General features: G+C 37.8%; 17 protein-coding genes. 16 read left to right on the top strand and 1 reads right to left on the bottom strand.

Annotated elements, in window-relative coordinates; translation table 11 throughout:
* Nucleotides 1–21: 21 nt before the first annotated feature.
* Nucleotides 22–1,419 carry a PLP-dependent aminotransferase family protein gene (locus ACQKL5_RS14090; protein WP_427609521.1) on the bottom strand — a complete coding sequence of 466 codons (1,398 nt, stop codon included), beginning with the start codon at nucleotides 1,417–1,419 and terminating at the stop codon, nucleotides 22–24.
* A gap of 133 nt (nucleotides 1,420–1,552) precedes the next feature.
* Here ACQKL5_RS14090 and pdxS point away from each other — a divergent pair, with 133 nt between their 5' ends.
* The 16 genes from pdxS (at nucleotide 1,553) to ACQKL5_RS14010 (ending at nucleotide 13,525) form a co-directional block, all read left to right on the top strand.
* Complete coding sequence (gene pdxS / locus ACQKL5_RS14085; protein ID WP_427609520.1) at nucleotides 1,553–2,440, top strand: pyridoxal 5'-phosphate synthase subunit PdxS; 888 nt, start codon at nucleotides 1,553–1,555, stop codon at nucleotides 2,438–2,440.
* A 1-nt stretch (nucleotide 2,441) separates the two neighbouring features.
* Complete coding sequence (pdxT, locus tag ACQKL5_RS14080; protein ID WP_427609519.1) at nucleotides 2,442–3,020, top strand: pyridoxal 5'-phosphate synthase glutaminase subunit PdxT; 579 nt, start codon at nucleotides 2,442–2,444, stop codon at nucleotides 3,018–3,020.
* Nucleotides 3,021–3,240: 220 nt separating this feature from the next.
* The gene (gene ssuE, locus ACQKL5_RS14075; protein ID WP_427609518.1) at nucleotides 3,241–3,774 is read left to right on the top strand and encodes an NADPH-dependent FMN reductase; all 534 of its coding nucleotides are present in this window, start codon (nucleotides 3,241–3,243) and stop codon (nucleotides 3,772–3,774) included.
* A gap of 531 nt (nucleotides 3,775–4,305) precedes the next feature.
* Entirely contained in the window at nucleotides 4,306–4,422 is a 117-nt protein-coding gene (locus tag ACQKL5_RS14070) for a YezD family protein (protein WP_427609715.1), read from the top strand.
* A gap of 166 nt (nucleotides 4,423–4,588) precedes the next feature.
* Nucleotides 4,589–5,296 carry a phosphoadenylyl-sulfate reductase gene (locus ACQKL5_RS14065; RefSeq protein ID WP_427609714.1) on the top strand — a complete coding sequence of 236 codons (708 nt, stop codon included), beginning with the start codon at nucleotides 4,589–4,591 and terminating at the stop codon, nucleotides 5,294–5,296.
* 25 nt (nucleotides 5,297–5,321) lie between these two features.
* Nucleotides 5,322–6,470 carry a sulfate adenylyltransferase gene (gene sat / locus ACQKL5_RS14060; RefSeq protein WP_427609517.1) on the top strand — a complete coding sequence of 383 codons (1,149 nt, stop codon included), beginning with the start codon at nucleotides 5,322–5,324 and terminating at the stop codon, nucleotides 6,468–6,470.
* A gap of 31 nt (nucleotides 6,471–6,501) precedes the next feature.
* Nucleotides 6,502–7,107, top strand: a complete 606-nt coding sequence (gene cysC, locus ACQKL5_RS14055; RefSeq protein ID WP_427609516.1) for an adenylyl-sulfate kinase — start codon at nucleotides 6,502–6,504, stop codon at nucleotides 7,105–7,107.
* Nucleotides 7,108–7,314: 207 nt separating this feature from the next.
* Complete coding sequence (locus ACQKL5_RS14050) at nucleotides 7,315–7,470, top strand: DUF3906 family protein (protein ID WP_427609515.1); 156 nt, start codon at nucleotides 7,315–7,317, stop codon at nucleotides 7,468–7,470.
* A gap of 68 nt (nucleotides 7,471–7,538) precedes the next feature.
* Entirely contained in the window at nucleotides 7,539–8,315 is a 777-nt protein-coding gene (cobA, locus tag ACQKL5_RS14045; RefSeq protein WP_427609514.1) for a uroporphyrinogen-III C-methyltransferase, read from the top strand.
* Entirely contained in the window at nucleotides 8,315–9,076 is a 762-nt protein-coding gene (locus ACQKL5_RS14040; RefSeq protein ID WP_427609513.1) for a sirohydrochlorin chelatase, read from the top strand. Before cobA ends, ACQKL5_RS14040 begins: the two co-directional genes overlap by 1 nt.
* The gene (locus ACQKL5_RS14035) at nucleotides 9,057–9,671 is read left to right on the top strand and encodes an NAD(P)-binding protein (RefSeq protein ID WP_427609512.1); all 615 of its coding nucleotides are present in this window, start codon (nucleotides 9,057–9,059) and stop codon (nucleotides 9,669–9,671) included. Before ACQKL5_RS14040 ends, ACQKL5_RS14035 begins: the two co-directional genes overlap by 20 nt.
* Before the next feature lie 372 nt (nucleotides 9,672–10,043).
* Nucleotides 10,044–10,253, top strand: coding sequence for a hypothetical protein (locus ACQKL5_RS14030; RefSeq protein ID WP_427609511.1), 210 nt, complete (start codon nucleotides 10,044–10,046; stop codon nucleotides 10,251–10,253).
* Nucleotides 10,254–10,651: 398 nt separating this feature from the next.
* The gene (locus ACQKL5_RS14025) at nucleotides 10,652–11,158 is read left to right on the top strand and encodes a mismatch-specific DNA-glycosylase (RefSeq protein ID WP_427609510.1); all 507 of its coding nucleotides are present in this window, start codon (nucleotides 10,652–10,654) and stop codon (nucleotides 11,156–11,158) included.
* A 24-nt stretch (nucleotides 11,159–11,182) separates the two neighbouring features.
* The gene (locus ACQKL5_RS14020) at nucleotides 11,183–11,920 is read left to right on the top strand and encodes an AzlC family ABC transporter permease (protein WP_427609509.1); all 738 of its coding nucleotides are present in this window, start codon (nucleotides 11,183–11,185) and stop codon (nucleotides 11,918–11,920) included.
* A complete protein-coding gene (locus ACQKL5_RS14015) occupies nucleotides 11,911–12,237 on the top strand; it encodes an AzlD domain-containing protein (protein ID WP_427609508.1) in 327 nt (108 codons plus the stop codon). Before ACQKL5_RS14020 ends, ACQKL5_RS14015 begins: the two co-directional genes overlap by 10 nt.
* Nucleotides 12,238–12,511: 274 nt before the next feature.
* Entirely contained in the window at nucleotides 12,512–13,525 is a 1,014-nt protein-coding gene (locus tag ACQKL5_RS14010; RefSeq protein WP_427609507.1) for a glycoside hydrolase family 15 protein, read from the top strand.
* The last annotated feature ends 118 nt before the right edge of the window (nucleotides 13,526–13,643 follow it).

Genomic DNA, 13,643 nt, shown 5'->3' with positions numbered 1-13,643 from the left:
CTGAACTTCTTTTTTTGTATCTTAGAATCCCCAGGAGTGCAACAAGGAATGAATCGCATTTTCCAATTCTGTCTCGGGAACCCCTGCAAAACCAAGGATGATTTTGGGTGGATCTTCGTCCTTGTTTTGAATGCTATAGGAAGATAAACCGTATATTTTAAGGTGAGCTTCCGAAGCTTTTTGGATAAGCTTCTCTTCCTTCATTCCATTTTTTACGATGAGAACGATGTGAAGTCCTGATCGTTCGCCCACTATCGTTATCTGTCGATGATAGGGCTTAAACAGTTCTAAGACTTTTTCCAATTTTCGACGATAAACTTTTCTCATTCGATTCAAATGTTTTTCGAAATCTCCTTCTCTCATGAACTGCATTAATGCATGCTGATCGATACGGGAGACAGTTGAATGGTAAAAAGATAATTCATTTTTATGTCTTTCTAGTAATGGGAGAGGCAAGACCATATAACTGATCCGGATAGACGGAATCAATGATTTGGAAAATGATCCTAAATAAATCACTTTATCTCCTGCATCCAAACTTTGTAGTGAGGGAATCGTTTTACCGCTATAACGGAATTCACTATCATAATCATCTTCAATGATATAACGGCTTTCTGCTCCTTGAGCCCAGTTTAACAATCGTGTGCGCCGATTAACCGACAAAACAGTGCCATATGGGAAATGATGAGAGGGGGTCGTATAAAGGATATCAATATTCGATTGCTCAATTGGGTCGACCCTCACGCCTTCTTCATCTACTTCAAGAGGAAACACGTCATTTGGATAACTTTTCAAAATTCGTAAAATTAAATGGTAACCTGGATCCTCAACTCCATAAACAGTTTTTTTATCAAAAAGAAGAATTAGCTGTTGCAGTAAAATCTCCAGACCAGCACCTATGATGATTTGATCCGGCGTACATTGGACACCTCGTGAGTGATACAGGTAGTGCGCTATTTCGCAACGTAACTCATACTCCCCTTGAGGTTCTCCCAGTAAAAGAAGCTCTTGATGAGATTTATCTATATTGTTTTTTATGTATTTACGCCATTTTTCAAATGGGAAATTTTCTGTATCAATTTGGCTGGGATGAAAATGATACGTGAAATCCTCTACAGTATTTACCGTCTTTGTCACGGGAGCATTCAAAGGTTGTGTATATTCCAAATCCTCTGAGGTCTGAATGTAATATCCTTTTCTTGCGATGACCTCAACATAGCCTTCAGCAGATAACTGCTCATATGCAGTTTCGACTGTGTTTTGACTAATTTGAAGAAACTCCGCTAATTTTCTCTTTGAGGGAAGTTTTGTACCAAAGGGAAGCCGTCCATCAATGATTTCGTTCTTTATGTGTAAATATAACTGTTCATACAATGGTTCTTCGTTTAAGCGATTTAAGTTGCATGCTAGCATATTCATTTTATCTTCCACCTTAATTCAAGATTAACTACTGACCCTATAGTTTTTTGAAAAACTGATACTTTTAATGTGGTCAATTCTTGCTTATACTAATAAACAAATCTAAAAAATGCAAATATTAGGGGGAAGAATAATGGAAAAGTTAGTAGGAACCGACACTGTTAAAAGAGGAATGGCACAAATGCAAAAGGGTGGCGTCATTATGGATGTCGTAAATGCGGAGCAAGCAAAAATTGCCGAAGCAGCAGGTGCTGTCGCTGTTATGGCCCTTGAAAGGGTACCATCGGATATTCGTGCAGCAGGAGGGGTGGCAAGGATGGCCAATCCGAGAATCGTTGAGGAGGTAATGAATGCCGTTTCCATACCTGTTATGGCTAAAGCAAGAATTGGCCATATTGTTGAAGCAAGAATTTTAGAATCGATGGGAGTGGATTACATCGATGAAAGTGAAGTACTGACTCCGGCCGATGAAGAATACCATATATTGAAAAGCGATTATACGGTACCTTTTGTATGTGGTTGCCGCGATTTAGGTGAAGCTTCCAGACGAATCGGTGAAGGGGCATCCATGCTTCGAACTAAGGGTGAACCTGGAACGGGGAATATTGTTGAAGCTGTCCGGCACATGAGAAAAGTTCAGTCCCAAATACGTAAAGTCAGTATGATGAGTGAGGATGAATTAATGACTGAAGCAAAAAACATTGGTGCGCCTTATGAAGTTCTTAAAGAAATCAGAAGAACTGGGAAATTGCCTGTAGTAAACTTCGCAGCAGGTGGTATAGCTACGCCAGCTGATGCTGCACTGATGATGGAACTTGGAGCAGATGGTGTATTTGTTGGTTCAGGTATTTTCAAATCGGAGGATCCCGAAAAATTCGCAGCTGCCATCGTACAAGCAACTACATATTTTACCGATTATGAATTGATGGGTAAACTGTCAAGAGAATTGGGAAGCGCCATGAAAGGAATGGATATTTCTAAGTTAGTCCCATCTGAGAGAATGCAGGAACGTGGGTGGTAACATGATAACCATAGGGGTTTTAGGTTTACAGGGGGCTGTCGATGAACACATGAATCAAGTCAAGTCGGCAGGTGAACAGGCAGTACTTGTCAAGAAGCCCGAACAATTAGGAGATATTGACGGCTTAATCATACCGGGTGGAGAAAGTACCACAATGGGAAAACTGATGGATCATTACGGTTTCAAGGAACCGATTGCCGCGTTTTACAAACAAAAGAAACCGATTTTCGGCACTTGTGCTGGCATGGTATTAGTGGCCAAGGAATTATGTAGTTCGGAAGCACCTCATCTTGAGTTGATGGATATTACGGTGAAAAGGAATGGTTTCGGCCGGCAGCGGGAAAGCTTTGAAGCACCATTACTTATAAAAGGGATGGATGATCCTTTTCAGGGGATCTTTATCAGAGCTCCACTTGCAGTACGAGTAAGTGAAAATGTGGAGGTATTAGCAAGTTTTGAAGAAAATATTGTCGCTGCTAGGCAAGAACATGTCCTCATCAGTGCATTTCATCCAGAACTAACAGAAGATAATCGGTTCATGCAACTTTTTATTGATATGATTAAAAATCCTGTATATTAAGTCGGGGTGTTTTACAATGGGCTGTCCTATACGGACAGTTTTTTTAAAGTGGAGGATTAGTATATAAAGACCAACCATATTATTTGACTTTTTTCTGATTATTTAGATAATTAAGTAAGGAATTCTTGATCTGAAAGGAATCATATCTCATGAGAGGATAGACATGGCCTTGCTTGGATCAATAATCTTTTTCTGGATAAGACATAAGGAGGAATCATAAATGAGCAAAATCGTAATTTTGTCAGGCAGTCCTGCTATACCTTCAAGAACAGATATCTCATTAAAATATATCGAGAAATTAGTTGAAAAAGAGGGATTTACCACTGAATATTATTCTATTACGGACTTTTCACCAATTGATTTATTCCAAGGACGCTATGACAGCGAAGATATACTATTGCTTGCAGAAAAGATTAAACAAGCTAACGGTATCATTATCGGCTCCCCTGTCTATAAGGCATCGTATACAGGGGTGTTGAAAGCTTTAATTGATTTATTGCCTGAGGGCGCATTTAAAGATAAGCCAGTGTTACCGATTATGATTGGGGGAAGCAACAGGCATTTATTAGCAATAGATTATGCTTTGAAACCATTAATTTCAATTTTAAAAGGAGAACCGATGCAGGGTTTATACTTTGTGGATAAGGAAGTGGAAAAGCAGAATCCATTAAGCCCCATTAGGGATGAAGAATTGCTGAATCGTACACAAAGCCAAGTAAATGAATTTGTAGAAGCCATTCAAAAAAGAAAGTAAGGCATAATAATCTAAGTAAAGATATTATGATTTCCTTATAGATGACTATTGGCTTATTTAATTCGAGTGTGTTTTGGAATAAATAAGCCTTTTTATTTAATGTAAAGAATAATGTAGCAAGTATAAGCAGTTTGTGTATAATAATAGCAGTTCATCCAAAATATTAAACCGAGTTATTTTATATGAAAACTAGATTGACAACGATTTAATATATGTTAATATTTAAAATAATAAAACTTTACCAGGGTGAGGAAGGGTCTGACCCTTTGATATTCAGCGACCTACATGATGTATTCAAGGTGCTAAACCCAGGGAAAATGTCATCATTTTTGAAGATAAGGTTAATAAGATTACCTTATCAATCTTTCCATCATGGAGGGATTTTCTTATTTTGAAAATTAATGAATATATAAATGATGGTCTTATATTTAGGTGAATCCATTTAACAAGCTGATCATCTTTACGACAAGATAGTCGACGAGTTTTCTTAGAGGAGGAATGGCCTTGGAAAAAGAAAATCAGCTGGGGGAAATATTTGAACGGTTGCAAGAAATGCTGAAAACGATGAAATATGGATCCATAACACTTATCATTCAGGACGGTAAGGTTATTCAGATGGAAAGAAATGAAAAAATGAGAATTAAATAAAGTGACTGCTGACTAGAAAAACTAGAGGTGGTTTTAACTGATATATGAGGAATTATTGGTTAAAACTGCCTTTTTATTTTATTAAACAATTAATTATGTTTGAGAGGTTATAACAAATACTTGAGGGATCATAAGGAGATACTTAGGGGGGATAGAATTGGCAGAAATATTAAACTATGAAAACATTGATACAGCGATACTTCCTTCATTTCCAGTAGATAGTGAGTCAAAAGGCGCTCTAGAAGTACTCGAATGGGCTAATTCCGAGTATGCTGATAAGCTCATTTATGCTTGTAGTTTTGGTATTGAAGGAATTGTTTTGACGGACCTGCTAGCAAAGGTCAACCCTGCAGCTAAAATCGTTTTTTTAGATACGGATGTTCATTTTACAGAAACATACCAATTAATCGAACAAGTAAAAAAGCGGTACCCACAGTTATCAATTGAAATGAAGAAACCGGAATTGACATTAGAAGAACAGGCAGCTCAATTCGGTGATGAATTATGGCTTCGTGATTCAAATAAATGCTGTAACCTCCGCAAAATTACGCCGCTAACTGATGTGCTTTCCATGGCGACCGCTTGGCTATCTGGTCTTCGAAGGGAACAATCGGAAACAAGGGCCTTGACCGAATATATAAATAAGGATAACAAATTCAAATCCATAAAAATTTGCCCGCTCATACATTGGACTTGGAAAGATGTCTGGAGGTATGCACATAAAAATGGCTTACCATATAATGTACTCCATGATAATGGGTATCCAAGTATCGGTTGTAAAACATGTACGGCACCAGCTATAAATGCAGAGGATCTTCGTTCAGGACGTTGGCAAGGTGCACAAAAAACAGAGTGTGGATTACATTTATCTTAAATAAAAAATTCAGGGGGATATCAAAGTGACTATAAGTTTGCCGCATGGAGGAACATTAATCAACCGTTTTGAACCAGATTATGATTTGACAAATATTGAAAAATCAGTGGAGATAGATGAAATTGCTCTAAGTGACCTAGAACTTATTGGGAATGGAGCCTATAGTCCAATTGAAGGTTTCTTTACAAAAGAAGACTATCAATCTGTTGTCAAGGACATGCGCCTGAGGAGCGGACATGTGTGGAGTATACCTATTACATTACCTCTTGATGATGATATTGCAAAGGAACTTTCTATCGGGGAAAAAGTAAAGTTGACGCACGAAGGACAAATTTATGGAGTCCTTACGATTTCCGATATTTTCACTCCTGATAAGCAATTGGAAGCCACTCTAGTCTATCAAACGGATGATGAGAACCACCCGGGTGTTAAAAACCTGTATAATCGTGGCGATGTTTATGTGGGTGGAGAAATTAAACTTGTTAAACGAATTGAGCGTTCATTATTCGAGGATCATTATTTAGATCCAATTGAAACACGTAAGGCTTTTGAAGAAAAAGGTTGGAAAACGGTTGTTGGATTTCAAACTAGGAATCCTGTTCACCGTGCACATGAATATATTCAAAAGACAGCGCTGGAGATAGTAGACGGACTCTTCTTAAATCCATTAGTTGGTGCTACCAAATCCGACGACATCCCTGCTGATGTTCGTATGGATAGCTATAAAGTATTACTTGAAAAGTATTATCCTAAAGAGCGAGTTTCACTCGCTGTTTTCCCTGCTGCGATGCGTTATGCAGGACCTAGAGAAGCTATTTTCCACGCAATGGTACGTAAAAACTACGGATGTACTCACTTTATTGTCGGTCGTGACCATGCGGGAGTCGGCAATTATTATGGAACGTATGATGCACAAAAAATCTTCAGTACTTTTACTTCTGATGAGTTAGGAATAACATTATTATTCTTTGAACATAGTTTCTATTGTAAAACATGTGGAAATATGGCTTCTGCAAAGACATGTCCACATGGCAAAGAAGATCATGTTATCTTATCGGGTACGAAGGTTAGGGAAATGCTGCGAAACGGAGAAATCCCGCCAGCGACATTCAGCCGCAAAGAAGTAATTGAAGTGTTAATAGAAGGTCTTAAAAAGAATGAGGTATATAACTAATGGATAGTAAGCGATTAAAGGAGGGATATTAATGAGTAAAAGTAGCAGTAGTAATGTAACTTGGCATGAATCCTCTTTATCTAAGGAATTACGTCGGAAGCAAAACGGACATGAGAGTACCGTCTTATGGTTCACCGGGCTTTCAGGATCTGGAAAATCAACGATTGCCAATGCTGTCGCAAAAGAGCTATATAATCGGAATATAAGAAGTTATGTTTTGGACGGGGATAACATCCGTCATGGTCTCAATAAAGATTTAGGCTTCTCAGAAGAAGATCGCACGGAGAATATTAGACGTATTGGTGAAGTTTCCAAGCTTTTCGTTGACAGTGGACAGTTCGTATTAACGGCATTTATATCACCTTTTCGGGCAGATCGTCAAATCGTACGCGACCTGCTTGATGAAGGTGAGTTTATTGAGGTGTACATAAAATGTCCACTTGAAGAATGCGAAGTCCGCGATCCGAAGGGTCTTTACGACAAGGCACGTAAAGGTATCATTAAAGACTTTACTGGAATCGATTCTCCCTATGAAGAACCTGAACATCCTGAAATCGTTTTGGAATCCGATCAGTATAGCATAGAAGAGTGCGTCGAACAGGTTATCGACTATTTGACAACAAAGAGAGCCATATAAATATAGATTAAGAGAAAGAAATGGAGTCCGTAAAGATTTGGAGACCAGCACGTGCTTTAAAAAAGGAATATGTTCAAAGGAGCAGGACTATACTTACAACTTCCTAAAGCAGCATGCCATTGGATGATGTGTGTTGAAATTACAGGTTTTATTCTCACCTATGTCCAACAGATTAGTCTTACAAATATATCAAAAGATAAATAAACGATGAATCTTTATCAGTTTGAAGTTACAATCAATAATGAACTAGACCATGTCATAATCACGGCTGATTCAGAGGAGATGGTAGCCCAGTTCATTGAAATTGATTTGGAAAAACATTTCTTTGGGAATACCTTGCATTACAGACGTATCGTCATATGAAAAGAAAAACATTGAAAGTGGAGCATGTATGATTTTAAACAATACTCCTAGGGAAAGGCGGATTGCAAATGGGGAAAGTGTATCTAGTAGGAGCCGGTCCTGGAGATCCAGATTTAATAACGGTAAAAGGATTGAGATGCATCCAAGAAGCGGATGTAATTTTATATGATCGTCTTGTCAACAAAGAATTGTTGACATATGCAAAAGAAGGAGTCGAATTGATTAATTGTGGGAAATTGCCGGATTATCATCTTCTGCAACAAGAAACAATCAATCGATTTCTTGTCAAGTATGCAAAAAAAGGTAAGGTTGTCACACGTTTAAAAGGTGGAGACCCATTTGTGTTCGGGAGAGGGGGAGAGGAAGCAGAGGAGCTTGCCGAAAATGGAATACACTTTGAAATTGTGCCAGGCATCACTGCAGGTATAGCCGCTCCTGCATATGCGGGGATTCCGGTGACCCATAGAGAACATGCTTCATCATTCGCCATTATAACAGGTCATCGAAAAAAGGATGAAGAAGATAATATCAAATGGGAATCTCTCGCTAAAGGTATCGATACATTGGCCATCTATATGGGTATTAAAAATCTTCCATATATCCAAGAAAAACTCCTGGAACATGGAAAAAAACCGGAAACACCTGTAGCATTAATCCATTGGGGGACACTAAATACACAACAAACGGCCATCAGTACACTGGCTAATATATTGGAAACTGCCAAAAACGAAAGTATCTCGAATCCTTGTATGATTTTAGTAGGAGAAGTGGTTGCACTAAATGAAAAAATTAACTGGTTTGAACCAAGGCAAGTCGAAAAGTTATTGGCCAACGAGGCCTTTTGATGGAAGCTATTCTTTACATATGCCATGGAAGTCGTGTTAAAGAGGCTTCTTCGCAAGCTGTTAATTTTATAAAAGAATGTATGAAACGGCAGCCAAACACGATTCAAGAGTATTGCTTTCTGGAATTGGCTAGTCCGACGATAGAGGACGCTTATGCAACGTGTGTACAACGGGGGGCTACAAAAATTAACGTAATCCCTGTTCTATTATTAACTGCTGCACATGCTAAACATGATATTCCGGATGTTTTACGTAAAATGAAAAATCATTTTCCGGAGGTCGAATTGAAATATGGCAGACCGATAGGCGTCAGCGAGAAAATGGTTGATATTCTAGAAGAGCGATTGCTAGAAACGAAAAAAATGATGACTGGGGAATCACTGGTTCTCTTAGTTGGCCGGGGTAGCAGTGATCCTGACGTGAAAAAGGACTTAAGCCATATAGCAGAGTTACTTCAAATTCGGATGCCCAATACTACAGTGAAAGACTGTTATTTGACAGCTGCCACACCAAGTTTTGAAGATGCACTGATACAGGTGGATTCATATCCAGTAAAACAAATCTTTATTATTCCTTATCTATTATTCACCGGGCTTTTAATGCAATCGATGCAAAAGGCTATAGTGGAAATCCAACGGGCAAGCAAGCAAGAATTTGTCCTTTGCCATTATCTCGGCTATCATCCAAAGATTGAACAAATAATAGGAGAAAGAATACTAGAATTGTCTGGGGAGAGTGCTTATGTATCCGATTACGCTTAAGATTGAAAATAAGAAGTGTGTCATTATTGGCGGTGGTAAAATCGCTTTAATGAAAGCTGTTCCTTTGCTTGAAGCAGGAGCTACTGTAACTGTAATAAGTCCTGAGATATGTGAAGGGTTCAGGCCACTTCAAGAACAGGGTAACGTTCATGTCGTTCTTAAAGAAGTTGAACCGGCGGATTATAAAGATGCCTTTTTAATCATTGCGGCAACCAACTCTTCAGAGATAAATGAGGAAATATACAAAAATGCTCACCAGAACCAACTTGTCAACGTTATCAGCAATCTTGAGCTCGGGAATTTCCATATCCCAGCATCACTGCATAGGGGAAAGCTTTCAATTAGTGTTTCTACTAATGGTGCAAGCCCACAGCTTGCTAAAAAGATTCGTAATGATCTTATGGAAGTATATGATGAATCATATGAAGAGTATCTCGAATTTCTTTTCGAAGCAAGAATGCACATTAAAAACAGTTCATTTACAACAACAGAAAAATATAGGTTACTAAAAGATTCGATTAAAGAGTTGTATAAGCATTCCGTTAAAGAAAGATATCGTTTTTTAGTAAGTCTTATGCCGGTGGAAGTTGAATAATGGCTGATTGGAATTGGCTCTATTGTGCTGCATTCATTATAGGTGGCGTGGTGGCGGTTCCGATAGTTATGAAATGGTTATCATCGGGTGGTTTGCTGAAACCTAACATACAGTCACAAAAATAACTGCGTAAAAAAAACGAGCACTTATTCAACAAAAGCAAAATGTCTCTTAAAAACAACCCTCGTGGTTGTTTTTTGATATCCAGAATAATTTCCTGTCAAACTGCTCATCGGTTTATTATTTTTACTTTTAAATTCCCCTCCCTCATTACCTATCAACTATTTTCCAGAATCTAAAAGAATAAGTCCAAGCGGATGGGACAAGGCATCCATATACTATGGTTGAAGGCAATGAAAAGGGGGTCATTTAATGTCCATTTTTTCCAAAGGTTCTAATAAATTTGGTATAGGGAAAATTCTTGCGCAGTTTCAATCGGGTGATTCGATTACTATTGAAATCTTTCCAGGGTATATTTTTACGGTCGATAATAAGTTCAATGCTGCACTTAAGAAAAAAGAAGAGGACAAGTGTAAGCATGATAATAAGTGTAAAAAACACGATAATATGAAAGAAGAGTAATTCAATCTTTTAGGTTCTGGATAGTGGTATGAACTATAAATAGAAACAGCCTTCTGTGTGATGGCTGTTTCTTTAATGTTTGGAAATGTACAAGTGCACTCACAGGCAGAAACAGTTTTTTAAAAGGAGAATCTGAAGCGAACTACATATAGCGGTTTTATAAACATTGTAAGTGGAACTAGGAAAGAAATAAGCTCCCCATGTCAAGGTAAATAGAGATTAGCGGTACTTAGTTTACTTTTATATTTTTTGAAAATGTAAAAGTTTTTTATACAATATCTTAATAGGCTTTAGATATTTTTTTCAAGATAAAAACATCCGAAAAGGTAGTTAAATATTTTACAGTTTTGTACAATAATAAAAAATAGATAAGTTTACGATATAGAAGGAGATTTACAATGCATAGCATACCCGATCATCTAAAGAAAAATCTGGATATTTTATTTGTTGGTTTCAATCCTAGTATTCGTTCCGGACAGACAGGACATCATTATGCCAACCCGAACAACCGCTTCTGGAAGATTCTATTCGAGTCAGGATTAACAAGAAGAAAATATCATCCTTCTGAAGACATCACTTTATTAGACTTAGGTTATGGGTTTACTAATATTGTTTCTAGACCAACTCAAGGTGCTGTTGATATCACAAAAGAAGAGTATAAAGAAGGAAGAAAGCAGCTGCTTGAAAAAATCGCAGTTTATAAACCTAAACTAGTTTGTTTCGTCGGTAAGGGAGTATATCAAGAGTATCGACAAAAACGAAACATTCCATGGGGATTACAGGAAGAACCCTTATCAAAGGATACTATGGAATTTGTAGCTCCGTCTTCAAGCGGTCTGGTTAGGATGAAGATAGAGGATGTTATTAAAATATATCGAGAATTGCCAGAGCTATTGAGAGAGTAAAAATACATACTAAAGGCGGAACTTATGGCGCAGGATAGGTTGGAAAAAAATCGTGCATTTACTGATTTTGGTGGTAGGCATAGCTTTTGGTTAGGCGTAAGAGATTGCATCCCTACTTTACTTAGTTATCTTAGTATTGGATTCGCAGCAGGGGTAGTAGAAAAGACCGCTGGTTTAAGCATGGTTGAAGTTGCACTAATGTCACTTTTACTTTATGCAGGTTCCGGACAATTTATAGCGGCAGGGATGATTGCGGCAAGTCATCCGGTCTCTGCCATTGTTTTTACGATTTTTTTCATTAATAGCCGTCATGTTTTATTAAGTGCGGCATTGGCACCATATTTTCAATATCAAACAACGAAACAAAATCTATTAACAGGTGCTTTGTTAACAGATGAGACATTTGCTGTTGCCATTAACCATGCTCAACTAAAGAAAACTGTCGATTTTAAGTGGATGTTAGGCCTGAATGTTACAGCATATTTAAACTGGTTCATTGCAAACATGGCAGGAGGCTTTTTTGGTCAATGGATTCCCACTCCCGAGAAATATGGTATGGACTTTGCATTGCCCGCGATGTTTATCGGACTTCTCGTATTACAGATTTTAAGTCAAAAAAAGTACTTTTTTGATATTGTCGTAGCCGTAACCGCCATCTTCATTGTTGTACTAGCAAGCTTTGTATTTTCCGGTAGTACAGGTGTTATCATTGCTACCATACTTGCATCAACTATAGGGATGGTGATTGAACGGTGGAAATAAATGTTTATATACTTTTTGTCATTTTAGGGGCTTCAATCGTCACATTCATCCCTAGAGTCATTCCGTTAATTATACTGAGCAAGATTCAAATTCCAGAGTGGGGTATTAATTGGCTCAAACAAGTTCCAGTTGCGGTCATGGCTGCCTTGCTTGCCCAGGAACTTCTTTTGGCTGACCAGGTCTTTTCCGTAAAAGACAATATAGTGAAACTAGGTGCTGCAATACCTTCCTTTGCAGTGGCCATTTTAACAAGAAGTTTAATGATTACTGTGCTTGTAGGAATACTTTCTCTAATGGCATTACGAATATTATTATAAGAAAGTTAATGAAAGTGCTAAATGTTTTTAAAATAGGTCGATATAACCAGTAAGGGGATATTCTTACTGGTATTCTTTTTGTGAAAAAAGAACCATTAAAATAAATACGCACTGTAAAAGAAAAGGGGGTGCTTGATTATCAAATTTACATTGAACTACATATTCTATAAGAGATGATATCAAATTGTAAGCGCTTTAATTTAATGGTGAATGTTTAAAAACCGAATGGCTGTTAACAATGGGAATAAGCAAATCGCTCGGAGGTGTTTAAGTAATGAATGTAAATGGTGCCTTAGAGGTTCTTGATCGTATGCGTCTTTCTAATGGAGCATATACGGCAAGTATTTCGCAAGATTATAATTATGTATGGATAAGGGACGTAGTTTATACTGTGTTACCTTATGTAAATGATTCATCCGACCGTTATATAAAAGCCTACCATGCTTTATTTGATATATTTCGTACGTATGAATGGAAGATAGACATTCATACCAAAAAGAAACCTCAGTATCTATTTGAGTATATTCATGCGAGATATTCCACTGATCTTAAAGAACTTCCAGTTGAATGGGGGCATGCCCAGAATGATGCTATTGGAGCTTTCTTATGGGGTGTCGGAGAAGGTTACCGGAATGGACAAAAGGTCTTGAGAGATGAACACGACTTACAAATTGTTCAAAAGCTAGTCGACTATTTGGAGTGCCTTCAATATTGGCAGGCCGGCGATAACGGAATGTGGGAAGAAAATATTGAAATACATGCATCGAGCATTGGTGCTTGTGTAGCCGGGTTAACTTCCGTGAAAATGCTTGTCACGGTAAAGGAAGAATTAATCAAGAATGGGGAGGAGGCACTTCGTTTCCTGCTCCCGAGAGAAAGCTACACGAAAGAAACTGATCTTTCCCTTTTATCATTGATTTATCCATACCGTCTTGTTGACCGTAATATAGCTCTGAAAATTTTAGAGAATGTTACTGACCGTCTTGAAAGGACCCACGGATGTATCCGTTATGAGAATGACCTATATTATAATGATGGCCAAGAAGCCGAATGGTGCTTCGGCCTACCTTGGATTGGATTGTGCTACCTCGAATTAGGTATGGTGAACAAGGCAATGGACTATATTGATAAAACAAAAAAAATCATACCTTTGAATTGGGAAGTACCAGAATTATATATTGGGGGAAGTAATATTCCTAATGGGAATACCCCATTAGCTTGGTCAGTTTCCTTATCATATTTATTTTTGGAAAAAACCAGCATGTTGCAAAATGAACAAATTAAGTGAACTAATTTCATATACGATTAATTAGGGGGCTGTCTAATAAGTCCCTAAAATAAAACAGGTGGAGAAAAACAACTCGTTTTTCTCCACCTGTTTTTCTATTGTTATAATTATTCATTGA

The organism is Peribacillus sp. NPDC097675, from assembly GCF_050277655.1.
Classification (GTDB): domain Bacteria; phylum Bacillota; class Bacilli; order Bacillales; family DSM-1321; genus Peribacillus.
This window is presented reverse-complemented; position numbering and strand designations above follow the sequence as displayed.